25 protein-coding genes and 2 pseudogenes are annotated in these 26,075 nt (G+C 74.5%); 17 read left to right on the top strand and 10 right to left on the bottom strand.

Translation table 11 applies throughout. The features are described from left to right. The 3 genes and pseudogenes from ACWDVG_RS29645 to ACWDVG_RS29655 form a co-directional block, all read left to right on the top strand. Positions 1 to 531 (top strand): annotated as a pseudogene (locus ACWDVG_RS29645) (cobalamin biosynthesis protein CobG); the annotation flags it as partial. Positions 532 to 545: 14 nt separating this feature from the next. Then, complete coding sequence (locus tag ACWDVG_RS29650) at positions 546 to 1,181, top strand: precorrin-8X methylmutase (protein WP_451703760.1); 636 nt, start codon at positions 546 to 548, stop codon at positions 1,179 to 1,181. A 95-nt stretch (positions 1,182 to 1,276) separates the two neighbouring features. Further along, positions 1,277 to 2,761 (top strand): precorrin-2 C(20)-methyltransferase, encoded by a 1,485-nt coding sequence (locus ACWDVG_RS29655; protein WP_451703761.1) that lies wholly within the window; start codon positions 1,277 to 1,279, stop codon positions 2,759 to 2,761. On the opposite strand, the gene ACWDVG_RS29660 is transcribed toward ACWDVG_RS29655, so the two are convergent. Beyond that, a complete protein-coding gene (locus ACWDVG_RS29660) occupies positions 2,733 to 3,524 on the bottom strand; it encodes a cobalt-precorrin-6A reductase (protein ID WP_451703727.1) in 792 nt (263 codons plus the stop codon). The genes ACWDVG_RS29655 and ACWDVG_RS29660 overlap by 29 nt on opposite strands. 12 nt (positions 3,525 to 3,536) lie before the next feature. Here ACWDVG_RS29660 and ACWDVG_RS29665 point away from each other — a divergent pair, with 12 nt between their 5' ends. Together ACWDVG_RS29665 and ACWDVG_RS29670 are read left to right on the top strand one after the other, a co-directional pair. Beyond that, entirely contained in the window at positions 3,537 to 4,760 is a 1,224-nt protein-coding gene (locus ACWDVG_RS29665) for a cobalt-precorrin-5B (C(1))-methyltransferase (RefSeq protein ID WP_451703729.1), read from the top strand. 42 nt (positions 4,761 to 4,802) lie between these two features. After that, on the top strand, positions 4,803 to 5,354 hold the full coding sequence (locus ACWDVG_RS29670; RefSeq protein ID WP_451703731.1) for a GNAT family N-acetyltransferase: 552 nt from the start codon (positions 4,803 to 4,805) through the stop codon (positions 5,352 to 5,354). Here the strand turns inward: ACWDVG_RS29670 and ACWDVG_RS29675 are convergent, their stop codons facing one another. Continuing rightward, on the bottom strand, positions 5,355 to 6,062 hold the full coding sequence (locus ACWDVG_RS29675; RefSeq protein ID WP_451703732.1) for a hypothetical protein: 708 nt from the start codon (positions 6,060 to 6,062) through the stop codon (positions 5,355 to 5,357). It abuts the gene before it with no gap. A gap of 92 nt (positions 6,063 to 6,154) precedes the next feature. On the opposite strand from ACWDVG_RS29675, the gene ACWDVG_RS29680 reads away from it, so the two are divergent. Beyond that, positions 6,155 to 6,229, top strand: coding sequence for a 50S ribosomal protein bL37 (locus ACWDVG_RS29680; protein ID WP_099895366.1), 75 nt, complete (start codon positions 6,155 to 6,157; stop codon positions 6,227 to 6,229). Positions 6,230 to 6,294: 65 nt separating this feature from the next. On the opposite strand, the gene cobM is transcribed toward ACWDVG_RS29680, so the two are convergent. Together cobM and cbiE are read right to left on the bottom strand one after the other, a co-directional pair. After that, the gene (gene cobM / locus ACWDVG_RS29685) at positions 6,295 to 7,044 is read right to left on the bottom strand and encodes a precorrin-4 C(11)-methyltransferase (RefSeq protein ID WP_451703734.1); all 750 of its coding nucleotides are present in this window, start codon (positions 7,042 to 7,044) and stop codon (positions 6,295 to 6,297) included. Next, positions 7,041 to 8,276 (bottom strand): precorrin-6y C5,15-methyltransferase (decarboxylating) subunit CbiE, encoded by a 1,236-nt coding sequence (gene cbiE / locus ACWDVG_RS29690; protein WP_451703736.1) that lies wholly within the window; start codon positions 8,274 to 8,276, stop codon positions 7,041 to 7,043. The genes cobM and cbiE overlap by 4 nt, the downstream gene beginning before the upstream one ends. Positions 8,277 to 8,451: 175 nt before the next feature. Here cbiE and ACWDVG_RS29695 point away from each other — a divergent pair, with 175 nt between their 5' ends. Continuing rightward, positions 8,452 to 9,534 carry an LLM class flavin-dependent oxidoreductase gene (locus ACWDVG_RS29695; RefSeq protein ID WP_451703763.1) on the top strand — a complete coding sequence of 361 codons (1,083 nt, stop codon included), beginning with the start codon at positions 8,452 to 8,454 and terminating at the stop codon, positions 9,532 to 9,534. A gap of 4 nt (positions 9,535 to 9,538) precedes the next feature. Next, entirely contained in the window at positions 9,539 to 10,162 is a 624-nt protein-coding gene (locus tag ACWDVG_RS29700; protein ID WP_451703737.1) for an FMN reductase, read from the top strand. 36 nt (positions 10,163 to 10,198) lie between these two features. Here ACWDVG_RS29700 and ACWDVG_RS29705 read toward each other — a convergent pair whose 3' ends face one another. The 5 genes from ACWDVG_RS29705 to ACWDVG_RS29725 all read right to left on the bottom strand — a co-directional run bounded on the left by ACWDVG_RS29705 (position 10,199) and on the right by ACWDVG_RS29725 (position 14,712). Beyond that, entirely contained in the window at positions 10,199 to 11,047 is an 849-nt protein-coding gene (locus ACWDVG_RS29705) for an ABC transporter permease (RefSeq protein ID WP_451703739.1), read from the bottom strand. After that, the gene (locus ACWDVG_RS29710) at positions 11,044 to 12,066 is read right to left on the bottom strand and encodes an ATP-binding cassette domain-containing protein (RefSeq protein ID WP_451703741.1); all 1,023 of its coding nucleotides are present in this window, start codon (positions 12,064 to 12,066) and stop codon (positions 11,044 to 11,046) included. Before ACWDVG_RS29710 ends, ACWDVG_RS29705 begins: the two co-directional genes overlap by 4 nt. 111 nt (positions 12,067 to 12,177) lie before the next feature. Then, complete coding sequence (locus ACWDVG_RS29715; protein ID WP_451703743.1) at positions 12,178 to 12,582, bottom strand: hypothetical protein; 405 nt, start codon at positions 12,580 to 12,582, stop codon at positions 12,178 to 12,180. Between the two features lie 83 nt (positions 12,583 to 12,665). Continuing rightward, positions 12,666 to 13,175, bottom strand: a complete 510-nt coding sequence (locus ACWDVG_RS29720) for a RidA family protein (protein ID WP_451703745.1) — start codon at positions 13,173 to 13,175, stop codon at positions 12,666 to 12,668. Positions 13,176 to 13,329: 154 nt separating this feature from the next. Next, complete coding sequence (locus tag ACWDVG_RS29725) at positions 13,330 to 14,712, bottom strand: aminotransferase class I/II-fold pyridoxal phosphate-dependent enzyme (protein ID WP_451703746.1); 1,383 nt, start codon at positions 14,710 to 14,712, stop codon at positions 13,330 to 13,332. A 113-nt stretch (positions 14,713 to 14,825) separates the two neighbouring features. Between ACWDVG_RS29725 and ACWDVG_RS29730 the strand changes: the two genes are divergently transcribed. The 8 genes from ACWDVG_RS29730 (at position 14,826) to ACWDVG_RS29765 (ending at position 22,810) form a co-directional block, all read left to right on the top strand. Continuing rightward, entirely contained in the window at positions 14,826 to 15,641 is an 816-nt protein-coding gene (locus tag ACWDVG_RS29730; protein ID WP_451703748.1) for an alpha/beta fold hydrolase, read from the top strand. 37 nt (positions 15,642 to 15,678) lie between these two features. Next, positions 15,679 to 16,110 carry a DUF7144 family membrane protein gene (locus ACWDVG_RS29735; RefSeq protein ID WP_451703749.1) on the top strand — a complete coding sequence of 144 codons (432 nt, stop codon included), beginning with the start codon at positions 15,679 to 15,681 and terminating at the stop codon, positions 16,108 to 16,110. Positions 16,111 to 16,121: 11 nt separating this feature from the next. Next, on the top strand, positions 16,122 to 16,553 hold the full coding sequence (locus ACWDVG_RS29740) for a hypothetical protein (protein ID WP_451703751.1): 432 nt from the start codon (positions 16,122 to 16,124) through the stop codon (positions 16,551 to 16,553). A 5-nt stretch (positions 16,554 to 16,558) separates the two neighbouring features. Then, positions 16,559 to 17,629 (top strand): endonuclease/exonuclease/phosphatase family protein, encoded by a 1,071-nt coding sequence (locus ACWDVG_RS29745; RefSeq protein WP_451703752.1) that lies wholly within the window; start codon positions 16,559 to 16,561, stop codon positions 17,627 to 17,629. A gap of 18 nt (positions 17,630 to 17,647) precedes the next feature. Next, on the top strand, positions 17,648 to 17,884 hold the full coding sequence (locus ACWDVG_RS29750) for a DUF2630 family protein (RefSeq protein WP_451703753.1): 237 nt from the start codon (positions 17,648 to 17,650) through the stop codon (positions 17,882 to 17,884). A gap of 93 nt (positions 17,885 to 17,977) precedes the next feature. After that, entirely contained in the window at positions 17,978 to 19,993 is a 2,016-nt protein-coding gene (locus ACWDVG_RS29755) for an FUSC family protein (protein ID WP_451703754.1), read from the top strand. A 224-nt stretch (positions 19,994 to 20,217) separates the two neighbouring features. Further along, a complete protein-coding gene (locus ACWDVG_RS29760; protein WP_451703756.1) occupies positions 20,218 to 21,690 on the top strand; it encodes an APC family permease in 1,473 nt (490 codons plus the stop codon). Between the two features lie 85 nt (positions 21,691 to 21,775). Next, on the top strand, positions 21,776 to 22,810 hold the full coding sequence (locus ACWDVG_RS29765; RefSeq protein ID WP_451703758.1) for a hypothetical protein: 1,035 nt from the start codon (positions 21,776 to 21,778) through the stop codon (positions 22,808 to 22,810). Positions 22,811 to 22,862: 52 nt separating this feature from the next. Here the strand turns inward: ACWDVG_RS29765 and ACWDVG_RS29770 are convergent, their stop codons facing one another. Beyond that, a complete protein-coding gene (locus ACWDVG_RS29770) occupies positions 22,863 to 24,914 on the bottom strand; it encodes a PhoX family protein (protein ID WP_451703759.1) in 2,052 nt (683 codons plus the stop codon). Between the two features lie 256 nt (positions 24,915 to 25,170). Here ACWDVG_RS29770 and ACWDVG_RS29775 point away from each other — a divergent pair. Next, positions 25,171 to 26,075: pseudogene (locus ACWDVG_RS29775) on the top strand (hypothetical protein); the annotation flags it as partial.

The following is a 26,075-nucleotide window of genomic DNA, read 5'->3' on the forward strand; positions in this document are numbered from 1 at the left end:
GTGCCGGGACCCTCCGCGGGCCCCGGCACCGGCACCGGCACCGGCACCAGCCCGGGCGGCCGGTTGCTGCCCGGGGTGCTCGGCGGGCGGGCCGTGCATGTGCTCGCGCCGCTCGGGCGGCTCACCGCGGCGCAGTTGCGCGGGCTGGCCGACGGGGCCGAGGAGGTGCGGCTCACGCCCTGGCGCGGGGCCGTCGTCGTCGGGGTGCCCGCCGCGCGGCTCGACGCCCTGGAGGCGTACGGGCTCGTCACCCGCCCCGACTCCCCCTGGGTGGGCGTCAGCGCCTGCACCGGACGGCCCGGCTGCGCCAAGTCCCTCGCCGACGTCCGTGCCGACGCCGCACCCGCCACCGCCGGGCTCCCCGTCCACCTCTCCGGGTGCGAGCGCCGCTGCGGCCACCCGCACGGCACCTGGATCGACGTCCTCGCCACCGGCGACGGCGCCTATCTGGTGGACGGCGTCCCCACTCCCCGTACCTCCCTGACCGCAGCAGTCGCGGCGGCCCGCAGCCAGCCGACCCACACGAGATGAGCGAGAGCACCAGGATGTTCGACTACGAGAAGGACGGGGCGGAGATCTACCGCCGGTCCTTTGCCACGATCCGCGCCGAGGCGGACCTCGCGGGGCTGCCCGCCGACGTCGCACAGGTCGCGGTGCGGATGATCCACGCCTGCGGGATGACCGACCTCGTCCGCGACATCTCCGCCTCGCCGCAGGTCGTCTCCCGGGCCAGGGAGGCCCTGCGCGGCGGCGCCCCGATCCTCTGCGACGCGCAGATGGTCGCCAGCGGCGTCACCCGCAAGCGGCTGCCCGCCGACAACGAGGTGATCTGCACCCTCTCCGACCCGACCGTCCCCGCGCTCGCCGCCGAGCTCGGCACCACCCGCTCCGCCGCGGCCCTCGAACTCTGGCGCGACCGCCTCGAGGGCTCCGTCGTCGCCATCGGCAACGCCCCCACCGCCCTCTTCCACCTCCTGGAGATGATCGCGAAGGGCGCGCCGAAGCCCGCCGCCGTCCTCGGCATACCCGTCGGCTTCATCGGCGCGGCCGAGTCCAAGGACGCCCTCGCGGAGCAGGAGCTCGGCCTCGACTACCTCGTCGTACGGGGCCGGCGCGGCGGCAGCGCGATGACGGCGGCGGCGATCAACGCGATCGCGCACGAAGCGGAGATCCAGGCATGAGCGAGCGAGCCATGAGCGACCGGAGCACGAGCGAGCGAAGCGCGAGCGAGCAAGGCGCGAGCGAGCGCGGCACCGGAACGGCGGGGGAGCGGCCCGTGACCGGCAAGCTGTACGGCGTCGGACTCGGCCCCGGCGACCCCGACCTGATGACGGTGGCGGCCGTGAAGGCCATCGCCGAGGCCGACGTCGTCGCCTACCACTCGGCCCGCCACGGCCGGTCCATCGCCCGCTCCATAGCCGCCGGGCACCTGCGCGAGGACCACATCGAGGAGCGGCTGATGTACCCGCTCACGGTGGAGACCACGGACCACCCCGGCGGCTACCGGGGCGCCCTGAACGACTTCTACGAGGAGGCCGCGGCCCGCCTCGCCGCCCACCTGGACGCCGGCCGCACCGTCGCCGTCCTCGCCGAGGGCGACCCGCTGTTCTACGGCTCGTACCAGCACATGCACAAGCGGCTCGCGGACCGCTACGACACCACCGTCATCCCCGGCGTGACCTCGGTCAGCGCCGCGGCCGCCCGGCTCGGGGAGCCGCTGTGCGAGGCGGAGGAGGTCCTCACGATCATCCCCGGCACCCTGCCGGAGGACGAGCTGACGGCCCGCCTCGCGGGCACCGACTCGGCGGTCGTGATGAAGCTGGGCCGCACCTTCCCGACGGTCAGGCGGGCCCTGGAGCGGGCCGGCCGGCTCGACGACGCGCGGTACGTGGAGCGGGCGTTCATGGCCGGCGAGCGCACGGAGAAGCTGACGGACGTGGACCCGGCGTCCGTCCCGTACTTCTCCGTCGCCGTCCTGCCCTCCCGGGTCGACCAGGAGAATCCCGTACGGGAACGGGGCGAGGTCACCGTCGTCGGCACCGGACCGGCCGGGGCGCCCTGGCTCACCCCCGAGTCGCGCGGCGCGCTCGTCAACGCCGACGTCCTCGTCGGCTACACCACCTACCTGGACCGGGTGCCGGTGCTCCGCCCCGGCCAGATCCGGCACGGCTCCGACAACAAGGTCGAGTCCGAGCGCGCCGAGTTCGCCCTCGACCTGGCCCGCCGCGGCCACCGGGTCGCGGTCGTCTCCGGCGGCGACCCGGGCGTCTTCGCCATGGCCACCGCCGTCCTGGAGGTCGCCTGCGAACCGGCGTACGCGGACGTGCCCGTACGGGTGCTGCCGGGGGTGACCGCGGCCAACGCCGCCGCGGCCGCCGCGGGCGCTCCCCTCGGCCACGACTACGCCACGATCTCGCTCTCCGACCGCCTCAAGCCCTGGGACGTCATCGCGGACCGGCTGCGCGCCGCGGCCGCCGCCGACCTCGTCATCGCCCTCTACAACCCGGGCTCCAGGTCCCGCACCCACCAGGTGGCCGCCGCCCGCGACCTCCTGCTGGAACTCCGCTCGCCCGACACCCCGGTCGTCGTGGCCCGCGACGTCGGCGGCCCCGAGCAGTCGGTCCGGGTGCTGACCCTGAAGACCCTGGAACCCTCCGAGGTCGACATGCGCACCCTGCTCCTGATCGGCTCCTCCCAGACCCGCGCGGTGGAGCGCGGCGACGGGCGGACGATCACCTGGACGCCGCGCCGCTACGGCTGACCGCCCAGGCGGCGGCCTCCTCGGGGGTCGTCGCCGTCGGCACCCCGCCGGGGACCGGGGGGCGGCGGACCACGACGACCGGGACGCCCGCCTCGCGGGCGGCGGTCAGTTTGGGGGCCGTCGCCGCGCCACCGCTGTCCTTCGTCACCACGACGTCGATCCGGTGGCGGGCCAGCAGCTCCCGCTCGCCGTCCAGCGTGAACGGGCCCCGGTCGAGGAGCACTTCGGTGCGGGCCGGCATCGGGTGGTCGGGGGCGTCGACCGAGCGGACCAGGAACCAGTGGGGGCAGGCCGCGAAGGCGGCGAGGCCCATGCGGCCGGTCGTCAGGAAGACCCTCAGGTCCCGGCCGTCCCGGGCACCGGGCCCACTGAGCCCGCCCGGCCCGCCGAGGGCGTCGAGGGCGGTCGCGGCGGCCTCCAGGGAGGCCACTTCGCGCCAGTCGTCGCCCGGTTCGGGTACCCAGCCGGGGCGGCGGAGCGCCAGCAGGGGAACATGGGCGGTGGCGGCCGCCGCGGCCGCGTTGAAGCTGATCCGTTCGGCGAAGGGATGGGTGGCGTCGATGACCGCGTCCACGCGGTGCTCCCGTATCCAGGCCGCGAGTCCGTCCGGACCGCCGAAGCCGCCGATGCGGACCTCGCCGGCCGGCAGCCGGGGGCTCGCCACCCGCCCCGCGAGGGAGCTGGTGACCCGGGCCTCGCCGTGCAGCAGGCCCGCGAGGGCGCGGGCTTCCGTGGTCCCCCCGAGAATGAGTACGTGCGGCACAGGAGCCCTTTCGTGACGGCAGGCGGCGGGCGCGAGGCCCAACTCAAGCACACCGGTCTGCGCCCGGGGTGGACGACCGGTGCCTGTGCGACGGCGGCCACGACCGCCGCGTACACGGCGCTGCTCACGGGTGAGTTCCCCGACCCGGTGACGATCACGCTGCCGAAGGGGCAGACGCCGTCCTTCGCGCTCACGGCGGAGTCCCTCGGTTCCGGCAGCGCCATGGCCGCCGTGGTCAAGGACGCGGGCGACGACCCGGACGTGACGCACGGGGCCGTGATCCGCTCGACGGTACGGCTCCTGCCGCCCGGCTCCGGCGTGGTGTTCAGGGCCGGCGAGGGCGTCGGCACGGTCACCCTCCCGGGGCTGCCCCTGGAGGTCGGCGAACCGGCCATCAACCCGGTGCCGCGGCAGCTCATGCGCGAGCACGTGGCCCGGGTCGCGGCCGCGCACCGCGCCCCCGGCGACGTCGAGATCACGATCTCCGTGGACAACGGCGCCGAGATCGCCCGCTCCACCTGGAACCCCCGCATCGGCATCCTCGGCGGCCTGTCCGTGCTCGGAACGACCGGGGTCGTCGTCCCGTACTCCTGCTCGGCCTGGATCGACTCCATCCGCCGGGGCGTGGACGTGGCTCGCGCGGGCGGCCTCACCCACGTGGCGGGCTGCACCGGGTCCACCTCCGAGCGCACGGTCACGGGACTCTACGACCTGCCGGAGATCGCCCTCCTCGACATGGGCGACTTCGCGGGCGCCGTCCTCAAGTACATCCGGCGCCACCCCGTCGACCGGCTCACGATCTGCGGCGGCTTCGCCAAGCTCTCCAAGCTCGCCGCGGGCCACCTGGACCTCCACTCGGCCCGCTCCCAGGTCGACAAGGCCTTCCTCGCCGACCTGGCCCGCACGGGCGGCGCCCCGGAGCCCCTCGCGGCCGAGATCGCCGCCGCGAACACGGGCCTCGCCGCGCTCCGCCTCTGCGAGGCCGCCGGGGTCCCCCTGGGCGACCTCGTGGCCGCGCGCGCCCGCGACGAGTCCCTCGCGGTCCTGCGGGGCGCGCCGGTCGCGGTGGACGTGATCTGCGTCGACCGCGCGGGCGTCGTGGTGGGCCGCTCGGCGGTGGCGGGGCCGACGGGTGCGACGACCGGCCCGACGGGCCCGGCGCCCACGGGACCGGAGCCCACGGGACCGGAGCCTGCGGGACCGGGGACGGCCGGGGCCGGGCCTTCGGGGACGTAAAACCGCAGGACAGAGGCGCCGGCCCGGGCCGAGAATGCGGCCATGGCCGACTTCTCGCACAAGCCCACGCTCGCCGGTGACCTCGTGGTCCTCCGTCCCGTCACGGAGGAGGACGTGCCGGCGCTGCTGCCGCTGTTCGAGGACGACGAGGTGGCGCGGCTCACCGGCGACCACTCCCGCTTCGACCCGGCCCAGCTGCGGGCCTGGTACGGCTCGCGCGGCGCGCAGCCCGACCGGCTCGATCTGGCCGTGGTGGAGCGGGCGTCGGGCCGGGTCGTCGGCGAGGCCGTCCTCAACGAGTGGGACCCGCACAACGAGAGCTGCGCCTTCCGGATCGCCTTCGTCCCGGACGCCGTCGGCAGGGGCCTCGGCACGGAGGCGACCCGCCTGATCGTCGGCCACGCCTTCGAGGCGCTCGGCCTCTACCGCGTCTGGCTGGAGGTGTACGCGTTCAACCCGCGGGCCCGCCGCGCCTACGAGAAGGCCGGCTTCCGCCCGGAGGGCGTCCTGCGGGCCGCCCTGCTGTGGGAGGGCGAGCGGGTCGACGCGACGGTGATGTCGGTCCTCGCGCCGGAGTGGCAGGCCGGTGCCTGACTACCGGCCGCCCGTCCCCGGCGGCGCCTCGCGCTCCGTCGGATAGCCGATCTCCGCGACGTCCTCGGCGAGAGCGGCGAGGTCCACCCCCGGGTTCAGCGCCGCGACGACCTCCGGGGTCAGCGGGCGCAGGGCCAGGACGTGGGCGACGGCGTCGACGTCGACCTCCGTCTCGTAGTAGTCCGACGCCCAGGTCGCGTACGCCTCCGCCGAACGGTCGAGGAGCAGGTGGAGGAGACGTCCCGACCCGTCCGGGTCGGGGTGGTCCTCCAGGCCGGGAAAGGCGACCGGGCCGGTCCGCCAGGCCGGGTCGGCGGTCTCGCGCCAGAGGCAGGCGGTGGTCACGTGCACGTCGTCCTCGTCGAGGAACGCGGGCTCCGTCAGGTACTCCCGGAAGGCCTCCGGGACCCCGTCGAGCACCCCGGGCCAGGTCGCCCCGTCCGCGAGCGGCCCGAACGGGCTGAGCGGCGACTCGTGGTCGAAGACGCGGGCGTACGCCCCCGCGGGCGAGAGGACGATCGTGTACTCGCCGCCCGAACCGTCCCGCATCGACGCCAGCTGCTCGGTCTGCGACCAGTGCGCGTCGAAGGAGTAGTACCGGCCCTCCCACTCCGGGCTGAGGATCGCGTCCAGCATCGCGAGCCCCCGGGAGTGCGCGCGGAGTTCCTCGATGCCCGGCAGTGCCCGGGCCACGTCGTAGACGGTCATGGGTCCATTGAAGACGGTGGCACCGACATGCGGGGCCGGGGGACCGAACCTAGGCTGGGGCGGACAGCGTCCCCCGACGAAGAGGGTGTCCCATGGCCAAGCGCGGGAACAAGAAGCGTGCCCGCAAGAAGAAGAAGGCGAACCACGGCAAGCGGCCGAACGCCTGAGCGGACAGGGGCCCCGGGGATCGCACTCCCCGGGGCCCCGCCGCGTGCCGTGACGCGCGGGCGGGTCAGCAGGTGTGGCGGTCGCGGGCCGGGTCGTACAGGTGGCTGTCGCGGAACTCGGAGGCGGCGAGCGTGCGGCCGACGATGATGACCGCCGTCTTCGTGATGCCGGCCGTCTTCACCTGGTCGGCGATGTCCTCCAGGGTGCCGCGCAGGATCACCTCGTCGGGGCGGCTCGCCAGGGCGACGACGGCGGCCGGGCAGTCCGTGCCGTAGTGCGGGACGAGCTCGTCGACGATCCGGTCGACGTACCGTGCGCCCAGGTGCAGGACGAGCAGGGCGCCGCTGCGGCCGAGGGTGGCGAGGTCCTCGCCCTCGGGCATGGGCGTGGCCTGCTGAGCGATGCGGGTGAGGATGACGGTCTGGCCGACGGTCGGCACGGTCAGCTCGCGCTTGAGCGCGGCGGCGGCGGCCGCGAAGGCCGGGACGCCGGGCACGACCTCGTACGGGATGCCGACGGCGTCGAGCCGCCGCATCTGTTCGGCGACGGCGCTGAAGACGGACGGGTCGCCGGAGTGCAGGCGGGCCACGTCCCGGCCCTCCTCGTGGGCGCGGACGATCTCGGCGACGATCTGGTCGAGGTCCATCCGGGCGGTGTCGACGAGCTTCGCGCCCGGCGGGCACTCGGCGAGCAGCTCCTCGGGGACGAGCGAGCCCGCGTAGAGGCAGACGTCGCAGGCCGCGAGGGTCCGCGCGCCGCGCACGGTGATCAGGTCGGCCGCGCCGGGGCCCGCGCCGATGAAGTAGACGGTCATTCCTGTGTACAACCCTTCGTTACGGACCACTGGGTGACGGGCATGGCCTGGCGCCAGCCGGTGAAGCCGCCGACGGGCACGGCGGCGGAGACGGCGAGCCTGATCAGTTCGCCGCCGTGGCGGCGGTAGCGGTCGGCGAGCAGCGCCTCGGACTCCAGGGTCACGGTGTTGGCGACGAGCCGGCCGCCGTCCGGCAGGGCGTCCCAGCAGGCGTCGAGCAGGCCGGGGGCGGTGAGCCCGCCGCCGATGAAGACCGCGTCGGGGGTGTCGAGGGCGGCGAGCCCGGCGGGGGCGGCGGCGGTCACGACGCGCAGGCCGGGGACGCCCAGGGCGTCGGCGTTGCGGCTGATCCGCGCGGCCCGTTCGGGGGACTTCTCGACGGCGACGGCCCGGCAGGAGCGGTGGGTCCGCATCCATTCGATGCCGATGGAGCCGGAGCCGCCGCCGATGTCCCAGAGCAGTTCGCCCGGCGCGGGCGCGAGCGCGGCGAGGGTGGCGGCGCGGACGTACCGCTTGGTGAGCTGGCCGTCGTGCTCGTACGCCTCGTCGGGCAGCCCGGGCGTGGCGCCGAGCCGGAGCGTCCCCGGGTCGCGTGCGCAGTCGAGGGCGATGACGTTGAGCGGGTCGCCGGGGGCGTGGGGCCAGTCGGCGGCGGTGCCGTCGAGGACGTTCTCGCGGGGGGAGCCGAGCTGCTCCAGGACGCGCAGCCGGCTGGCGCCCCAGCCGCGCCGGGTCAGCAGGGCGGCGACCCGCGCGGGGGTGTCGGCGCCCTCGCTGAGCAGCAGGAGCCGGCGGCCGTCGTGGAGCGTCGAGGTCAGGGCGTCGAGCGGCCGGGCGACGAGGGAGACGGTCTCGACGGCCTCCAGGGGCCAGCCGAGGCGGGCGCAGGCGTACGAGACGGAGGACGGGTGCGGCAGGACGCGGAGCCGGTCGGCGCCGACGGTCTCGGCGAGGGTGCGGCCGATCCCGTAGAAGGAGGGGTCGCCGCTGGCGAGGACGGCGATCGCGCGGCCCTCGTGGGCGGCGAGCAGGCCGGGGACGGCGGGGCGGAGCGGCGACGGCCAGGTGATCCGCTCGCCGGGGCAGTCGTGGGCGGGCAGCAGGTCGAGCTGGCGGGGGCCGCCGACGAGGACCTCGGCGGCGCGCAGGACGCGGCGGGAGCCCTCGGGGAGCCCGTCCCAGCCGTCCGCGCCGATTCCGACGACCGACACCACCGATATCGCAGCGTTCACGTCGGGGACTCTACGTGAGCCCGGTCGGGGGCGGGGCGGGGGCCGCCGGGGAGACGGGGGGCGTCCGGGACCGGGGAGCGGGTGCGGGAACAGATCGAGGGGGTGCGCCGTTGGACGGGATGGTTTAAGATTCAACCAACAGCCGTCGAGGCAGGAACAGCGAGAGGTGAGCACGATGCAGTTCGGGATCTTCACCGTCGGCGACGTGACGACCGACCCCACCACCGGCCGCACCCCCACCGAGCACGAGCGCATCAAGAACACCGTCGCCATCGCGCTCAAGGCCGAGGAGGTCGGGCTCGACGTCTTCGCGACCGGCGAGCACCACAACCCGCCGTTCGTGCCGTCCTCCCCCACCACCCTCCTCGGGCACATCGCCGCCCGCACCGAGAACCTGGTCCTGTCGACGTCCACGACCCTGATCACCACCAACGACCCGGTGAAGATCGCCGAGGACTACGCGACCCTCCAGCACCTCGCCGACGGCCGCGTCGACCTCATGATGGGCCGCGGCAACACCGGCCCGGTCTACCCGTGGTTCGGGCAGGACATCCGCCAGGGCATCCCGCTCGCCATCGAGAACTACGCGCTCCTCCACAGGCTGTGGAGGGAGGACGTGGTGGACTGGGAGGGAAAGTTCCGCACCGCCCTCCAGGGCTTCACCGCCACCCCGCGCCCGCTCGACGGCGTCCCGCCGTTCGTCTGGCACGGCTCCATCCGCTCCCCCGAGATCGCCGAGCAGGCCGCCTACTACGGCGACGGCTTCTTCGCGAACCACATCTTCTGGCCGAAGCAGCACACCGAGAAGATGGTCCGGCTCTACCGGCAGCGGTACGCGCACTACGGCCACGGCACCCCCGAGCAGGCGATCGTGGGCCTCGGCGGCCAGGTCTTCGTGCGGAAGAACTCGCAGGACGCGGTCCGGGAGTTCCGCCCCTACTTCGACAACGCGCCGGTCTACGGCCACGGCCCCTCCCTGGAGGAGTTCAGCCGCGAGACCCCGCTGACCGTCGGCTCCCCGCAGGAGATCATCGACCGCACCCTCTCCTTCCGCGACTACGTCGGCGACTACCAGCGGCAGCTGTTCCTCGTCGACCACGCCGGACTGCCCCTCAAGACGGTCCTGGAACAGCTCGACATCCTCGGCGAGGAGGTCGTCCCGGTCCTGCGCAAGGAGTTCGAGAGCCTGCGCCCGGCCGACGTCCCCGCCACCGCCCCGCTCCACCCCGCGGTCCTCTCGCACCCCAAGGAGGTCTGAGGCCATGCAGACCCTGAAGCTGGTCGCCGTCTCGGCCGGACTCAGCAGCCCCTCGTCCACCCGGCTCCTCGCCGACCGGCTGCTCCAGGCCGCCCGCTACCGGCTGGCCGAGCAGGAGTACGCCGTCGACGTCGAGGTCGTCGAACTGCGCGACCTCGCCGTCGACATCGCCAAGAACTTCGTCACCGGCTTCCCCTCGGGCACGCTCCAGGACGCGATCGACACGGTGACCGGCGCGGACGGCGTCATCGCGGTGACGCCCGTCTTCACCGCCTCGTACAGCGGCCTGTTCAAGTCGTTCTTCGACCTCGTCGACCCGGCCGCCCTCACCGGCACCCCGGTGCTCGTCGGCGCGACCGGCGGCACCGCCCGCCACTCGCTCGTCCTCGACCACGCCCTGCGGCCGCTCTTCGCCTACCTCCGGGCCCGTGTCGCCCCGACCGCCGTCTACGCGGCGTCGGAGGACTGGGGCTCGGGCGGCGACGAGTACACCGAGGGGCTGCCGGCCCGCATCACCCGGGCCGGGAACGAGTTCGCGGACATGGTCGCGGCCCAGCCCGCCTCCGGGGAGCGGGACGAGGAGGTCGTCCCCTTCGAGAAGCAGCTGGCCGACCTGCGCCTGAACTGATCGCCGGAGCGTGGCGGCCGGGGACGGTGGGGCTGCTCAGCGGCGGTTGTAGAGGCGCATCGTCACCCAGCCGAAGACCGCCACGAGCAGCGCCGACCAGCCGAGCGTCCACGCGATGTCCGCCGCAGGCCACGCGCCCGCCATCAACTCCCGCACCGCCGTCGCCAGATGCGTCACCGGGTTGTTGTTGACGAAGGCCTGGAGCCAGCCCGGCATCGTCCTCGGGTCGACGAAGACGTTCGACAGGAACGTCAGCGGGAAGATCACCATCATCGAGACGCCCATGACGGACTTCTCGCTGCGCAGGAGCAGGCCGAACATGGTCCAGATCCACGAGAAGGAGAAGGAGAAGACCATCAGCAGCGCCACCCCGAGCAGCACGCCCGGTACCCCGCCGTCCGGCCGGTAGCCGATCGCCAGGCCGACGCCGAGCATCACGGCCGAGGCGATGAGATAGCGGACGACGTCGCCGAGGAGGTAGCCGACCATCGGCGCGGGCCGCCAGACCGGCAGCGTACGGAAACGGTCGAAGACGCCCTTGTCGATGTCCGTGTTCACGGAGACGCCCGTGTACATCGTGATCATCACGACGCTCATCACGAGGATGCCCGGCAGCAGGAACTGGATGTACTCGGCGACCGAACCGGCCAGCGCGCCCCCGAAGAGGTACGTGTACATCAGCACCATCATGATCGGGAACGCCGTCACGTCGAACAGCTGCTCCGGCACGTGCTTGATCTTCAGCATCGCCCGCCAGCCGAACGTCAGCGAGGCGGACAGCGCGCTCGGCCGCGGCGGGCGCCGCTGTCCCACGAGCAGTTCGGCGAGTTCGTCCGCCTTGGGGCCGACGAACTCGACGGCGTCACCGGTGGCGAGGGTGGTCATGCCGCTGGTCCCTTCCCGTCCGTGGAGGTGCGGTCGCCGCCGTCCGTGACCGTGCGGTCGGTGGCCGTGCGGTCGGTGAGCGCGAGGAAGACCTCGTCGAGGCTCGGCTGGCCGAGCGCGAAGTTGTCGACCGTGATCCCGGCCCGCGCCAGCTCCGCCAGCGCCCGCGCCGCCTGCTCGGCGGCCCCGAGCTCCGAGCCACGCCCGCCTACGGTCGCCGTCAGGGCCACCGGGTCGGCGTCCAGCTGGACGCCTGCGCCCAGCGCGGCGCCGAGGATCCGTTCCGCCTCGGGGCGCTGCTCGCCGTCCCTGAGCCGCAGGTGCACGGAGCCGGAGCCCACCGAGGCCTTCAGCTCGCCCTTCGTGCCCTCCGCGATGACCCTGCCGTGGTCGATGACGGCGATCCGGGAGGCCAGCTGGTCCGCCTCGTCCAGGTACTGGGTGGTGAGCAGGACCGTGGTGCCCTGGGCGACCACGGCGCGGACGATGTCCCACACCTGGTTGCGGCTGCGCGGGTCGAGGCCCGTCGTCGGTTCGTCGAGGAACAGCAGGTCGGGGGTGTTGAGCAGCGACGCGGCGATGTCGATGCGCCGCCGCATGCCGCCCGAGTAGTGCTTGACCTGGCGGTCGGCCGCGTCGGCGAGCCCGAACGCCTCCAGGAGCCGGGCCGAGCGCCCGCGCGCGTCGGGCCGGGAGTGGCCGAGCAGCCGGGCGAGCAGGACCAGGTTCTCGGTGCCGGTGAGGTCCTCGTCGACGGAGGCGTACTGCCCGGTCAGGCTGACCCTGCCGCGTACGGCGTCGGCGTCGTCGACCACGTCCCGGCCGAAGACCCGGGCGCGGCCGCCGTCCGGGCGGAGCAGGGTCGCGAGGACCTTGACGGTGGTGGTCTTGCCGGCGCCGTTGGGGCCGAGGACGCCGTAGACGGTGCCGGTGGGGATGCGGAGGTCGACGCCGTCGACCGCGCGGTTGGTGCCGAAGGTCTTGACGAGGCCGTCGGTCTCGACGGCGTACTCACTCATCCGGCATCCTCCGTCCGGCATCCTCCGCCTCCGACCGGCTCACGTCCCCAGTCTGCTGCCCCTCCGGCCCCCGCGCCCGTCGGGCCGGGGGCCGGTCGGGGCCCGTCGGGGTCAGTACGGAGCGGGGCGGCCCTGCGCGTCCTCGTGGGTGTAGAAGAGGTAGAACGCGGCGGCGCCGCTCACCAGGCCCGCGACGAGGCCCAGTCCGCTCGCCGACAGGATGCTCGCGCCGGACTGGCTGTAGAGGAACCCGATCGCGATCCCGGCGAGCGCGCCCCACGCCGCGGCCCGCAGCTCGCGCGGCAGCCGGTGGCCGACGCGCCGGAGACCCTGGACGGACACGGCGAGGACGACGGCGGAGGCGAGGCCGAGCCAGAGCTGGCCCCAGGTGAGCCCGCCGCCGTGGCGCGACACGGTCTCGGCGTAGAGGCCGTAGAGGACGCCGAGGGTGATCGGGATTCCCCAGCCGTGCGTGCGGACGCGGCGCCGGGCGGGCGCCGCTGCGTGTGCGGCCATGGCAGGAGCTCCTTCGTGTGTCGCCCCCCTGCTGCGTCCCGCATCCTCCAGGGCACACCCGGGCCCGGCGCCCCGCAAGTGGATCAGGGGCGGACGGCGACGGCGTCGATCTCGAAGAGCATGCCGGGGAGTGCGAGCGCCGCGACGCCGCTGAGGGTCTGCGCGGGGAGCCGTTCGCCGAAGGCCGCGTGCAGGGCCTTGCCGAGGACCTCCAGCTTGGCGAGGTCGTGGTCGACGACGTACGAGCCGAGCCGGACGACGTGCTCGAAGCCGAGGCCGACGCCCGCGAGCGCGTGCCGGAGGTTGGCGAGGGAGCGGTCGACCTGGTCGGCGAAGTCACCGGGGACGGGGGCGCCGGCGGCGTCGGAGGCGTACTGCCCCGCGATGAAGACGAGTTCGCCGGATGCGGAGGCGGCGTGGCTGTAGCCGAAGGGGGCGGGGTCGTGGAGGGTGCCGGGGTTGGTGAGCGTACGCCGGTCGGTGCGGGAGGCGTCGGTACGGGAGGCGTCGCTGCGGGAGGCGTCGCTGCGGGAGGCGTCGGTGCGGGGATCGGTACGGGAGGCGTCGGCTCGGGAGGCGTCGGTGCTGGTCATGGCGGGTCGTTCCTTCCGGAGTGGGCGGTCGTCGCGACGGTGGCCGGGGGCGGGTGAGCCGGGGTGCGGGTGGCCGCCCTCTTTGCCCCTCGGCCTGGATGTGCAGCCAACGGAAAGCCTCCGGAATTCCCTTTCGGGGCTCACCAGTTGGGGATCAGGGACGGCAGGGGTCCGCGGGCAGGGCCCCCGGAGCCCCCGTGGCCGCCAGGGCCGCCAGGCGGCCGAGGGCCTCGTCGAGGACCGGGACGGGCGGTGAGGCGAGGCCGACGCGGATCGCGTCGGGGGCGGTGGCGCGGCCGACCGCGAAGGCGCTGCCCGGGGTGACCGCGACCCCGGCGCGGGCCGCCGCGGCCGCCGTGAAGGTCTCCGCGCGCCACGGCGCGGGCAGCTCCCACCAGCAGTAGTAGGCGTGCGGCGAGGTCCTGATCCGGTGGCCGGCCGCCCGGGGCGGCCCGCCGAGGTGACGCTCGACCAGGGCGTGCCGGGTCCGGGCGTCGGCCCGCTTGGCCGCGACGGCCTCGGTGACGGTGCCGTCGGCGGCCCAGCGGGTGGCGGCCGCGAGCGCGAGACCGCCCGCCGTCCAGGCGCCGGAGCGCAGCGCCTCCGCGAGGGCCGCGCGCCGCCCGGCGGGGGCGACGAGATAGCCGACGGTCAGGCCGGGGGAGAGCCGTTTGGAGAGGCTGTCGACGAGGACGATTCGCTCGGGGGCGTGCGCGGCGAGCGGGGCGGGCGCGGCCGGGAGGAGGAAGGCCCAGGTGGTGTCCTCGACGGCGGTGAGGCCGAGGCGGCGCAGCAGGGCGGCGAGGCAGGCCCTGCGCCCCTCGCCGGCTGTCGCCGAGGTTGGGTTGTGCAGGGTGGGCTGGAGGTAGACGGCGGCGAGCGGCGCCGCGCGGTGGACCGCCTCCAGGGCGTCCGGCCGTACGCCTTCGGCGTCCAGGGCGAGCGGCACGAGCCGGATTCCGAGCCGGTCCGCGACCGCCTTGACCAGGGGGTACGTGAGCTCCTCGACGCCCAGGCGGCCGCCGGGCGGCACGAGCGCGGCGAGGGCGGCGGCGATGGCCTGCCGGCCGTTCCCGGCGAAGAGCACGGCGTCGGGGTCGGGCGCCCAGCCGGGCCGGGCGAGGACGGCGGCGGCGGCCTCCCGGGCCGCCGGGGTGCCGGTCGCGGCGGCGGGCCCCGCCACGGCCTCGGCGAGGACGTCGGGGCGGGCGAGGGCGGCGAGCGCCCGCGCCATCAGGGCCGACTGGCCCTCCGTCGTCGGGTAGTTGAGCTGGAGGTCGACGGGCGCGAAGCCGGTGGCCTCGGCGAGCGCGGGCCCGGGCAGCGGCGGCGCGGCCCGGACGAAGGTGCCGCGGCCGACCTCCCCGACGACCAGGCCGCGGCGGGCCAGCTCACCGTACACGCGGATCGCGGTCGAGTTGGCGATGCCGTGGCGGCGGGCGAACACGCGTTGCGGCGGCAGCCGGTCGCCGGGCCGCAGCCGCCCGTCCCGTACCGCCGCCTCGACCCTGTCCGCGATCCTCCGGTACTCCTCCACCGCGGAAGCCCCCTCCCCCCTCTGTACCGAGAACCGTTTGCCCCGAGAACCCTTTTGCACCGAGAGCAAAGATCTTATTGCACCGAGGAGTTGGGGCTGCCTAGCCTGCGGTCATGCCCGTCACCCGCACCCCCCGCGCCGAGATCTTCCACGCGGACCGGGGCACCGGCCCCGTCCTCCTCCTCGTCCACGGCCATCCCTTCGACCACACCATGTGGGAGCCCCAGCTCGACCGCCTCTCCCGCACCGGCCACCGGGTCCTCGCCCCCGACCTGCGCGGATACGGCCGCACTCCGCTCGGGACGCGGCCCGGCTCCCCCGCACCTCCTGCCACCGGGCTCGACGTCTTCGCCGAGGACCTCGCCGGCCTCCTCGACGCGCTGCGGATCGCCGAGTGCGTCGTCGTCGGGCTCTCCATGGGCGGCCAGATCGCCATGGAGCTGCACCGCCGCCACCCCGGACGCGTCCGCGGCCTCGTCCTCGCCGACACCTTCCCCGCCGCCGAGACCGACGAGAGCAGGGCCGCAAGGAACGCCATGGCCGACCGGCTCCTGCGGGAGGGCATGCGCGGATACGCCGACGAGGTCCTGGACCGGATGGTCGCCCCGTACAACACCCACGCCGCCCCGCACGTCCACCGCATGATGTGCGCCACCGACCCGGTCGCCGCCGCGGCCGCCCTGCGCGGGCGCGCCGAGCGGCCCGACTACCGCGCGCACCTCACCACCGTCGCCGTACCCGCGCTGGTCGTCGTCGGCCGCGACGACACGTACACGCCCGTCGCGGACGCGGAGGAGATGCACGCCCTGCTGCCCGACTCCACGCTCGCCGTGATCGAGCGGGCCGCGCACCTGCCCAACCTGGAGCGGCCCGAGGAGTTCGACGCCGCACTGGAGCGCTATCTCCATTCACTCGTTCGGAGCAGTTGAAGGTTCGTTTTCGTACGATTGCTCACACGATGGGGCTATGAGCCAGAACACCGCACCCCGGCCCCCCAAGAGCAGCACCTCCGGCGCCTGGGCCGCCGGAGGCACCCTCTTCGCGGGCGTCCTCATGCTCGTCGTCGGCTGCATGGACATCCTCCAGGGCATCGCCGGCATCGCCGAGGACGACGTCTACACACGCGTGGGCGACTACGTCTTCAAGTTCGACCTCACCACGTGGGGCTGGATCCATCTGATCCTCGGCATCATCCTCGCCGTCACCGGCATCGGGATCCTCAAGGGCGCCGAGTGGGGCCGCGTCGCCGGCATCTCGCTCGCCTCCCTCAACCTCCTCCTCCAGTTCCTCTTCCTGCCCTACCAGCCCTGGTGGGCCCTCTTCTCGATGGCCATCTCGGTCTTCGTCATCTGGGCCCTCGCCACGGACGACGGCTACGGCCGCGACAAGGCGTTCTGAGGCCGCCGCCCATGAGACTGCGCACGGGCGTGACCGCGGCCACCACGGCCGCGGTCCTCGCCCTCACCGGCTGTGACGCCGCCAAGGACGCCGCGGGCGGCATCGTCGCCTCGGCGACCGCGGCCGCCGCCTCCGCCGCCCAGGAACAGCTGAACAAGATCAAGGACGGCGTGAACGCCACGGCCGACGTCAAGGCCGGGCCGACCAGCACCGACGGCGACCGGACGGTCGCCGAGATCACCGCCACCAACCCCAAGGACGCGGCCGCCGACTACACCGTCGTCGTCAACTTCCGCGACAGCGCGGGGAACCTCCTCGACGTCGTCGCCGTCTCCGTCGACGGCGTACCGCCCGGAGCGTCCAAGTCCGGTACGGCGCGCAGCACTCGGTCCCTCTCCGGTGACGGCATCAAGGCCGAGATCTCCCAGGCCCTGCGACACTGAACGGCGTGGACCGAGTCCTGGCCGAAGCGCCCGTGCCCCCGCCCCGCCCGACCGGCCCGTCCGGACCGACCGGCCCCACCGGCCCGTCCGGACCGGCCGTCGAGCCGCCACCACCCCTCCGGCCCAGGCAGCGCCCCGTCGCCCTGGCCGCCTGGCTGCTCCTCGCCGTACCCGCCGTCGTCACCGGCTGCCGCGTCCTCGGCACGGACGCCACCACGCCGGTACCGCAACTCCTCTCCTTCCTCCCCTGGCTCTGCCTGCCCGCCGGGCTCGCCCTCCTCCTCGCCGCCGCCGCCCGCCGCCGCGGCCTCTCCCTCGCCACCGTCGTGGTCCTCACCGCCACCGGCTGGAGCTCCCTGCCGTACTACCCGGAGCTCGTCACCTCCCACGGCGCGCCCCTCGCGCGCGTCCGGGTCATCGCCGCCAACGTCGAGTTCGGCCAGGCCACCGGAGCGCTGCTCACCACCGTCCGGCGGGAACGGCCCGAGCTCGTGTACGTCTCCGAGTGCGACCGCGCCTGCGGGCGCGCCCTCACCACCGCGCTCGCCGACCGGCTCCCCCACCACGTCTCCGTCGACGCCGACGGCTCCGTCGGCTCGGTCATCCTCAGCGCCTACCCGCTCAGCGAGACGCCCGGCATCCCCGCCGCCATGGGCATGCCCGGCGCCACCGCGCGGATCGCCGGCCGGACCGTCCGGCTCCAGCTCGCCCACCCGCTGCCGCCCGTGCCCGGCCAGGTCGGCGCCTGGAAGCGGGAGCTCGGCCGCATCGAGGACTTCGTCGGCGCGTGGAAGTCCGAAGCGCCGCTGATCCTCGCCGGCGACTTCAACGCCTCGCAGGACCACGCCGCCTTCCGCGCCGTCCTCGACGCCGGACGCCTCCAGGACGCCGCCCGCGCCACCGGCGACAGCCGGACCCCCACCTGGCCCATGGAAGGGCCGCTGCCGCCCTTCGTCCAGATCGACCACGTCCTCGTCAATGGCGACTTCACCGTCGCCGACACCCGCTTCCTCGACCTCCCGGGCAGCGACCACCGGGCCGTCCTCACCGACCTCGACCTGCGCACCAGGCGCTGATCGGCCACGCTGGTAGACATGAACGACGACGAGATCCTGGACGACATCGGCACCCTCGTCGAGGAGGAACGCGCCCTGCGGCAGCGCACCGGCGGGCTCCTGCCCGAGGAGCGCGAACGGCTCGCGGAGCTGGAGGTCAGGCTCGACCAGTGCTGGGACCTGCTGCGGCAGCGGCGGGCCAAGGCGGAGTTCGGCGAGGACCCGGACAGCGCGGCTCTCCGCCCCGCCGCCGAGGTGGAGTCCTACCGCAACTGACCCCCGGCCCCCGGTCGGGTCCCCCGCTCCGCGCCGGCCCGCACGCGGCGCCCGCGCGGGGCCCCGCGCGGGCGGGGACGTACGTTGGGGGGCATGGAACGTGTTGGGAGTCCGCCCGCTTGGCTCACCGCCGGGCTCCGCCCGGCCCCCGCCCCCGTCCCCTGGGCCGCCGTCGTCCGCGCCGCCACCGCCCTGTCCGCGCCCCTCGCCGTCGGCATGGCCGTCGACCGCCCCGCCTACGGCGCGCTCGTGTCGATGGGCGCCCTCTCGGGCGTCATCGGAGACACCGCGGACTCCTACCGCATGCGGGTCTACAACATCGCCGTCCCGCAGCTGTTCGGCGCCGTCGGCGTCACCCTCGGCACGCTGGTCTTCGGCCACGGCTGGTTCGCGGTCGCCGCGCTGACGCTGGTCGCGCTCGTCTCGGGAATGATCTCGTCGATCGGCGCGGTCGCCTCCGTCTCGGGGCTGCTGCTGCTCCTGAACGCGGTCGTCGGCGCCGGCCTGCCGATGCCGGGTCCGTGGTGGAAGGCGCCGCTGCTGCTCACCCTCGGCGGCCTGTTCGTGCTGGCCCTGACCCTGCTCGGCTGGCCGCTGCGCCGGGCCGTGCCGGAGCGCTCCGCGGTGGCGGAGACGTACCGCGCGGTCGCCGAGCTGTACGGGGCGACGGGCACCGACGCGTACGACGAGAAGCGCCAGGCGGTGACGGCCTCCCTGAACCAGGCGTACGACCTGGTGCTGGCCCGGCGGGCCCGCGAGCACGGCCGGGCGCCGACCCAGGTGCGGCTGCTGTCGCAGCTCAACGTCCTCGTACCGCTCCTGGAGGCGGCCCCCGCCGCCCATCTGCGGGCGCGGCTGCACGGCCCGCTGGACCCGTCGATCGCGGCGGCCGTGCGCGACCTCGCCACGGCCGTCGAGGAGGGCCGCACCGGCGCGCCCGTCCTGGACCTGCCGGTCCCGGAACGGCCCTCCGAGAAGGCCGTCGACCACGCCCTGCGCCACGCGGCGACCGTCGTCCACAAGGCGGAGCCCGACCCGTACAACGTGGACGACCGGCTCGGCAGGCCCGCCGCGCTGCGGGTCCGGGTGCGGCGCACGGCCCGGTCGGTGGTCCTCTCGGAGGCGTCCTGGCGGTACGGGCTGCGCCTCGCGCTCTGCATCGGCCTCGCGCAGGCGCTGGTCTCGCTGGTCGCCGTGCCCCGTTCGTACTGGGTGGCCCTCACCGTCACGTTCGTGCTGAAGCCCGACTTCGGGTCGGTCTTCTCGCGCGCCGTGCTGCGCGCGCTCGGCACCGCGGGCGGGCTCGTCCTCGCCGCCCTCGTCCTCTCCGCGGTGCCGCGCGGCTGGTGGGACGTACCGGTGATGGTCGTCCTCGCCGCGCTGATCCCGGCGTTCTCCGCGAAGGGGTACGTCTTCCAGACGGCCGCCATCACGCCGGTGATCCTGCTGCTCTCGGACGTGCTCAACCACCAGGGCTTCGGCCTGGTCATGCCGCGCCTGTACGACTCGCTCATCGGCTGCGGCATCGCGCTCGTCGCCGGGTACCTGCTGTGGCCGGAGTCCTGGCACGCCCGGGTCGGCGACCGGCTCGCGGACGCGGTCGCCGACGCCGCGACGTACGTGGGCTGCGCGCTGGGCCGGACCGCCGAGGGAGCGGACGGGGCGGCCGAGGGGACCGGCAGGGGTGCCGGGGAGCCGGCGACGGGCGGCGGGGTGGCGACGGGCAGCGGGGCGGCGACGGTGCGGGCGCGCCGCAAGCTGTACCGGGACCTGTCGACCGTACGGTCCGAGTTCCAGCGGGCCCTGACCGAGCCGCCGCCGACCGGCACCCGCGCCTCCGCCTGGTGGCCGCTGGTGGTGGCGGTCGAGCGGATCGTCGACGCGACGACGGCGGCCCGCATCCGCGTCGCCCACGGGGCCCCGCCCCTCGACCCGGCCGAGGTGGCGGCCGTGGAGCGGGAGTTGCGGGAACTCGCGGCGGGCCTGCGCGCCTCGGCCACGCTCGTGGAGGTGCGGACGGAGCTGTCGGGCGACGAGAGCGGAGTCCTGGAACCGCTCCGTCAGGAGGTCCGCGCGGCCCGCGCCATCGCCGGTCCCGACCTGGGATGAACCCCCCACCGGGGGCGCGCGGAAGGACTTACCGGCGGTCACGGAACGGAACCCTCCCCACCGCCCGTTACCCGAACCCACCGGTACGACTACGATGCGCTCGATTCACCGTGTTCCGGCACCGTGTCCCGGGCCCGCCGCCGCCCACAACCGGCGCGGCGGACCGGCCACTTCGCCCTGCCCCACCGCCTCCGCGCGGTCAGCCACGCCACGAGGACACCGCCATGCGCTCCACCACCAGCAGAGGGCTCCAGCCCAATGTCCTCGGCACCTTCGACACGATCGTCATGGCCGTCGCCGGCAGCGCCCCCGCCTACTCGCTGGCCGCGACCACCGCCGTCCTCTTCGGCGCCGTCGGCTTCGCCGGGCCCGCCGCGCTCCTCTACTGCGCGATACCGATGCTCGGCATCGTCCTCGCCTACGCCCGCCTCGGCAGGATCGACGTCAACGCGGGGGCCGGCTACTCCTGGGTGGGCCGCACCCTCCACCCGTTCCTCGGCTTCCTCTCCGGCTGGGCCCTCGTCGTCGCCGCGACCGTCTTCATGGTCGCCGGCTCCCTGCCCGCCGGATCGCTCACGCTCTCCCTGATCGACCCGGGGCTCGCCGACGAGACCCCGCTGGCCGCGGCCGTCGGCGCCGGCTGGTTCCTGGCCATGCTGCTCGTCGTCCTCGGCGGGGCGCGCCTCACCGTACGGGCCCAACTCCTCATGTCCGGCGTGGAGATGCTGATCCTCGCCGCGTTCGTGCTGGCCGCCGTGCTGCACCGGGGGCACGCCGCCGCCTTCGACTGGTCGTGGTTCGGCCTCGACCACTTCGCGGGACCCGAGGGCTTCGCGGCGGGCGCCCTCATCGCCGCCTTCTACTACTGGGGCTGGGACGTCACCAGCAACCTCAGCGAGGAGACCCGCGACAGCCGCCGCACCGCCGGGCTCGCCGCGCTCGTCGGCGTCGGCTTCGTTTTCCTGCTCTTCGAGGCGTACACGGTCGCGGTGAACGTGCTGCTCGGTGCCGAGCGGATCGAGGCCGCGGGACCGAACGTCCTCGCCGTCCTCGGCGAGGAGATCTGGCCGGGCATCGGCGGCAAGCTCCTCGTCGTCGCCGTCCTCCTGTCCACGGTCGCCACCTTGGAGACCACCCTCATCCAGGTCACCCGCTCGCTCTTCGCGATGGGCCGCGACCGCACCCTGCCGGGCGCGCTCGGCACCGTCCACCGCCGCTGGAACACCCCGTGGGTCGCGATCGCCGCCGTCGGCGTCGCCGCGCTCATGATGTTCGCCGCGGCCTCCGCCGCCGGCACCGTGCAGGGCGTCCTCAACGACGCCGTCGCCGCCATCGGCCTCCAGATCGCGTTCTACTACGGCCTCGCGGGCATCGCCGCCGTCGTCGCCTACAAGTCGCTCCTGCTGACGTCCGCCCGGAACCTGCTGCTCGGCGGCGTCTGGCCGCTGCTCGGCTCCGCCTTCATGCTGTGGGCGTTCGTCGAGTCGCTCGGCGAGCTGTCGCCGACCGCGCTCACCATCGGCCTCGGCGGCCTGCTCCTCGGCGTGGTGCCGCTCGTCGTGTACTGGCGCAAGGGCAGCGACTACTACCGCCCGGCGCGCCTGGACGCGGCCCGGGTCCTCGCGGCGACCGAGGAGTCGGCGCCCCCGGGACCGGGCTCCCGGCAGCGCGACAAGAGCTACGCCACCGACTTCTGACCCGTCACCCGCTCTCCCTCCCGGTCCCTCTCTCCCTTCACGACTTCACGACTTCTGACGGCAGCCGAACCCGAAGGAGGCCCCCATGGCCGTACGCCGCCGTGCCGACCGGCCCGAGCGCCCGCCCCGGGCCTCACGGGTCTCCCGTACCTCGCGGGCCTCGCGGGCCGAGCGGTTCGTGCCCGACTTCGACCCGGACTTCGGTGACCTGGCGCTCACCCGGGCCCGCCACGACATCGTCATCGGCCGCTGGCAGGGCGTACGGGACCTGCTCGCCGCGACCGGCGACGACTGGGCGCGCCGCACCCACCGGCTGCGGCTGCTCTCGCACGCCGCCGCGGGCAGCTCCACCGTCGAGACGTGGCGGGCCGCCGAGCCGGGCAACCCCGAGGCGGCCGTACTGAGGGCCGCGACAGAGGTCGTACGGGTCTTCGACGCGGCCATCGCCGCCGGACGCGGCGCCACGATCGACCGGGGCCGGATCGACGCCGCCGTCGACGCCTGCCGGAGCGCGGCGGAGGCCGCGCCCGCCGACCCCATGCCGTGGGTCTCGCTGCTCTCCGTGGCGCGGCTGTACGAGGGCGGGGTGCCGCGCCGCGAACTGCGCCACTGGTTCGACGAGTTGCGGCGCCGCGACCCCTACAACACCGAGGGCCACACCCAGGTCCTGCGCTACTGGTCGGCCCGGTGGCACGGCACGCACGGGAGCATGTACGACTTCGCGCGCGACGCCGCGGGCGTCGCCCCGCCCGGTTCGCCGCTGCCCGTCCTCGTGCAGATCGCCCGGGTCGAGGAGTACCGCTACATCGCGGACGGGGCGCTCGGGCGGGGCCCGGTGCGGGGCTTCGACCAGCACTGGAAGCACGAGCTGGCGGTGACGGAGCTGCGCCGCACGCACGCACGCTGGCTCGGCGAACGCGACCCCGGGCGACCGGTGGCCCCGGAGGAGGTGGCCGAGCTGAACTTCCTGGCGCACGCCGCCTGTTACGCGGGCCAGGTGGAGATCGCGCGCGAGGTCCTCGGGATGCTCGGGACGCGGGCGGCGTGGGTTCCGTGGGCGTACACGGGCGATCCGGAGGAGCAGTTCACCCGCTTCAGGGAGGGCCTGGAGGTCGACTGACTTCCCCCTGGCCCTCCCCGCCGACGTCGGACGCCGACGTCGGACGCCGACGTCAGACGCCGATGTCGCCGCCGTCCTCGCGCCACACGGCCACGACCGACGGGCGCACGATCCGGCCCGGGCCGTCGGGCCAGGTGGAGGCCGGCTTCTCGACGGAGGCGCCGTCGATCTCGCCCGGGTGCTGCACGGCCACGACGACCCGGCGGTCCTGGATGATCGGGCCGCAGGTCTCGGCGCCCTTCGGCACGGTCAGGAACTGCTTCAGCTCACCGCGGCGATCACCACGCGTGGCGACGCCGAAGAGGCCGTCGTGCGAGCCGAGCTGGTTGCCGTCCGTGGAGAGCCACAGGTTGCCGTGCGGGTCGAACGCCACGTTGTCCGGGCAGGAGATCGGGGAGACCCGGTCCTTGGGGAAGCCCGCGAAGTACGTCGCCGGGTCGTTCGGGTCACCGGCGACGAGGAACAGCCGCCAGGCGAAGCCGTCCGAGGACGGGTCGTCCCAGTGCTCGGCCAGCTCCAGGACCTGGCCGTGCTTGTTGAGGTTGCGCGGGTTGGCCTCGTCCGCGCCCGGGTTGGTGCCCTTGCCGCGGTTGCTGTTGTTGGTGAGCGCGACGTAGACGCGGCCCGAACGCGGGGACGGCTCGACGTCCTCGGGACGGTCCATCTTGGTGGCGCCGACCTTGTCGCCGGCGAGGCGCGTGAAGACGTACACCTCCTCGGCGGTCATGCCCGGCACGTGCGACACGTCGTTCGTGGCGAGCGGGATCCACACGCCGGAACCGTCGAACTCGCCGTCGTTCGGGAGCTTGCCGGTGCCGTCGACGTCCTGCGGCGAGTCGCCGGTCAGCTTCGCGACGTACAGCGTGCCCTCGTCGAGCAGGGTGAGGTTGTGCTCCCGGGCCTTGCGGGAGCCGCCCTTCATCATCCGCTTGCTCGACACGAACTTGTAGAAGTAGTCGAAGCGCTCGTCGTCGCCCATGTAGACGACCGGACGGCCGTCGGCGGTCAGCCGGGGCTGCGCGGCCTCGTGCTTGAACCGGCCGAGCGCGGTGCGCTTCTTCGGCGTCGAGTCGGGGTCGTACGGGTCGAGCTCGACGACCCAGCCCTGGCGGTGGACCTCGTTCGGCTCCTCCCGGAGGTCGAAGCGCTTGTCGAACCGCTCCCACTTGCGCTCGGACGCGCCGGTGCCGACGCCGTAGCGCTTGTCGGTGGCGGAGGAGCCGTACGCGAAGTACTGGTTGAAGTTCTCCTCGCCGTGGAGCGTGGTGCCCCACGGCGTGGTGCCGCCCGCGCAGTTGTTGAGCGTGCCGAGGACCGTACGGCCCTCCGGGTCGGCCGACGTCTTCAGGAGGTCGCTGCCCGCGGCCGGGCCGGTGAGTTCGAACGCGCTCGTCGTGTGCAGACGGCGGTTCAGGTGGTGACGGGTGACGGGCGTCAGCCTGCCGGAGCGGTGCTCCTCCTGGACCACGACGACCGACAGGCCGTGCGCCGCCCAGGCGATCTCGACCTGCTCGCGGGTCGGGTTCTCCGGGTCGTAGCCGCGGAACATCAGGACCTCGTCGGTGTACTCGTGGTTCGCGACGAGGACCTGGCGGTGGCGCTCCCCTCGCAGCGGCAGCAGCGAGAGGAAGTCGTTGTTGTAGCCGAACTGGCCGGCCTGCGCCTTCGCCGTCTGCTTCTCGGCGTCGAAGGCCGGGGCGCCGCGGAGGATCGGCTCGCCCCAGCGGATCACCACGCTCTGCGCGTAGCCGGCCGGCACCGTGACCTGGTCGGCGGTGTTCGGGGCGACGGGCGCGAAGCGCAGACCGCGGGCGCCGTCCGCCCGGGCCGGGCGGCCCGGCTTGTGGGAGGCCGCGGCCTCGGCGGCGGGTGCGCCCCCGAGGACGACGGCACCGCCGGCGGCGGAGGCCACGGTCACGACGGCGGCGGCCCGCATCATCGAGCGGCGCGAGAGCGCGCCGGCTATGACGTCGCCGACGTACTCGTTGTCGCTGGTGTTCGGCACCTCGTGGAAGCAGGCGTCACCACAGCGGTAACGGCAGGTGAGAGCGGAACGGCCGCCTCCATGCGGGTTGGTGCTCAGCAGCGGCAGCAGTGTGCGCACGTGGTCCTCCTCCGGCGCAGCACTGCGCCGACAGCCTGTCGGGTATCCGTCGGCCGTGACGCTAGGTGGGGACATGTGCCCGGGGGAGGCGCCGGAGTGAACGACGCATGAATGCGCGGCAACTGTGACCTACCGGGTCACGGGGGAGGGAGGCGGTGGCCGCTAACCTTACGTGTCCGCCCTGGCCAGGGATGAACATCCCGAAACGCCCAGTACGGACATTCACCCCGCCCCACGCACGCGAAAGGGTTCGCCCATGGGTATTCGGAGCTTGCTGCGCAAGGTGTTCGGCCGCGACCGCGACCAGACGGATTCCCCGGCGACCTCCGTCCCGCCCCAGTCACGCGAACTCCCGGAGCCGACCCCGGAGCCGTCCCGGGAGACCCCGGACACCCCGGACACCCCGGAGGCGGAGGCCCGCCGCGCGGCCGACGACCTGGTCTCGAAGTCCTTCGACAACCCCCAGATCCCGAAGGCCCGCACGGAGACCCCGCCGGCCGCCACGGAGCCGACGACCGAGGACGCCACCCCGCAGACGGTGGCCGACCCCGCCGCACCGCAGGCCCCGGCCGAGGCGACGGACGCCGACCCCGCCGCTGAGGCGACGGAACCCGAGGCCCTGGCCGAGCCCGCCGCTCCGCAGGAGCCGGCGAGCGAGGAGCCGGAGGCCCCGGCGGAGGCCCCGCAGGCGGCGGACGACGCCGCTGCCGAGCCGGAGGCGCCCACGTCGGCGCCGACCCGGACCGCACAGGCTGACGAGCCGGCACCCGGGACGGAGGCCTCCGCCGAGACCGCGCCGGAGCCCGCGGCGGAGACGCTGGACACGACCGCGCCGCAGGCAGCGGACGACGCGGCGACGGCCGACGCCGAGCCGGAGGCAGAAGCCCCCGAGGCGGAGCCGCAGGCAGCGGACGACGACATCGAGCCGACGGCCGAGGCCGAGGCGGAGTCCTCCGCCGAGGCGACCGGCGAGAACGCGCCGCAGGCAGCGGACGACGCGGCGACGGCGGAGGCCGACGCCCAGCCGGAGGCAGAAGCCCCCGAGGCGGAGCCGCAGGCAGCGGATGACGACATCGAGCCGACGGCCGAGGCCGAGGCGGAGTCCTCCGCCGAGGCGACCGGCGAGAACGCGCCGCAGGCAGCGGACGACGCGGCGACGGC

Source organism: Streptomyces sp. NPDC003327 (genome assembly GCF_053589515.1).

What these genes read in the sequence shown, in the direction of transcription:
- ACWDVG_RS29650 (WP_451703760.1), top strand. Translation starts at nt 546, where the DNA reads ATGTTCGACTACGAGAAGGACGGGGCGGAGATCTACCGCCGGTCCTTT.
- ACWDVG_RS29670 (WP_451703731.1), top strand. Translation starts at nt 4,803, where the DNA reads ATGGCCGACTTCTCGCACAAGCCCACGCTCGCCGGTGACCTCGTGGTC.
- ACWDVG_RS29675 (WP_451703732.1), bottom strand. Translation starts at nt 6,062, where the DNA reads ATGACCGTCTACGACGTGGCCCGGGCACTGCCGGGCATCGAGGAACTC.
- cobM (WP_451703734.1), bottom strand. Translation starts at nt 7,044, where the DNA reads ATGACCGTCTACTTCATCGGCGCGGGCCCCGGCGCGGCCGACCTGATC.
- ACWDVG_RS29695 (WP_451703763.1), top strand. Translation starts at nt 8,452, where the DNA reads ATGCAGTTCGGGATCTTCACCGTCGGCGACGTGACGACCGACCCCACC.
- ACWDVG_RS29700 (WP_451703737.1), top strand. Translation starts at nt 9,539, where the DNA reads ATGCAGACCCTGAAGCTGGTCGCCGTCTCGGCCGGACTCAGCAGCCCC.
- ACWDVG_RS29705 (WP_451703739.1), bottom strand. Translation starts at nt 11,047, where the DNA reads ATGACCACCCTCGCCACCGGTGACGCCGTCGAGTTCGTCGGCCCCAAG.
- ACWDVG_RS29710 (WP_451703741.1), bottom strand. Translation starts at nt 12,066, where the DNA reads ATGAGTGAGTACGCCGTCGAGACCGACGGCCTCGTCAAGACCTTCGGC.
- ACWDVG_RS29715 (WP_451703743.1), bottom strand. Translation starts at nt 12,582, where the DNA reads ATGGCCGCACACGCAGCGGCGCCCGCCCGGCGCCGCGTCCGCACGCAC.
- ACWDVG_RS29720 (WP_451703745.1), bottom strand. Translation starts at nt 13,175, where the DNA reads ATGACCAGCACCGACGCCTCCCGAGCCGACGCCTCCCGTACCGATCCC.
- ACWDVG_RS29730 (WP_451703748.1), top strand. Translation starts at nt 14,826, where the DNA reads ATGCCCGTCACCCGCACCCCCCGCGCCGAGATCTTCCACGCGGACCGG.
- ACWDVG_RS29735 (WP_451703749.1), top strand. Translation starts at nt 15,679, where the DNA reads ATGAGCCAGAACACCGCACCCCGGCCCCCCAAGAGCAGCACCTCCGGC.
- ACWDVG_RS29740 (WP_451703751.1), top strand. Translation starts at nt 16,122, where the DNA reads ATGAGACTGCGCACGGGCGTGACCGCGGCCACCACGGCCGCGGTCCTC.
- ACWDVG_RS29750 (WP_451703753.1), top strand. Translation starts at nt 17,648, where the DNA reads ATGAACGACGACGAGATCCTGGACGACATCGGCACCCTCGTCGAGGAG.
- ACWDVG_RS29755 (WP_451703754.1), top strand. Translation starts at nt 17,978, where the DNA reads ATGGAACGTGTTGGGAGTCCGCCCGCTTGGCTCACCGCCGGGCTCCGC.
- ACWDVG_RS29760 (WP_451703756.1), top strand. Translation starts at nt 20,218, where the DNA reads ATGCGCTCCACCACCAGCAGAGGGCTCCAGCCCAATGTCCTCGGCACC.
- ACWDVG_RS29765 (WP_451703758.1), top strand. Translation starts at nt 21,776, where the DNA reads ATGGCCGTACGCCGCCGTGCCGACCGGCCCGAGCGCCCGCCCCGGGCC.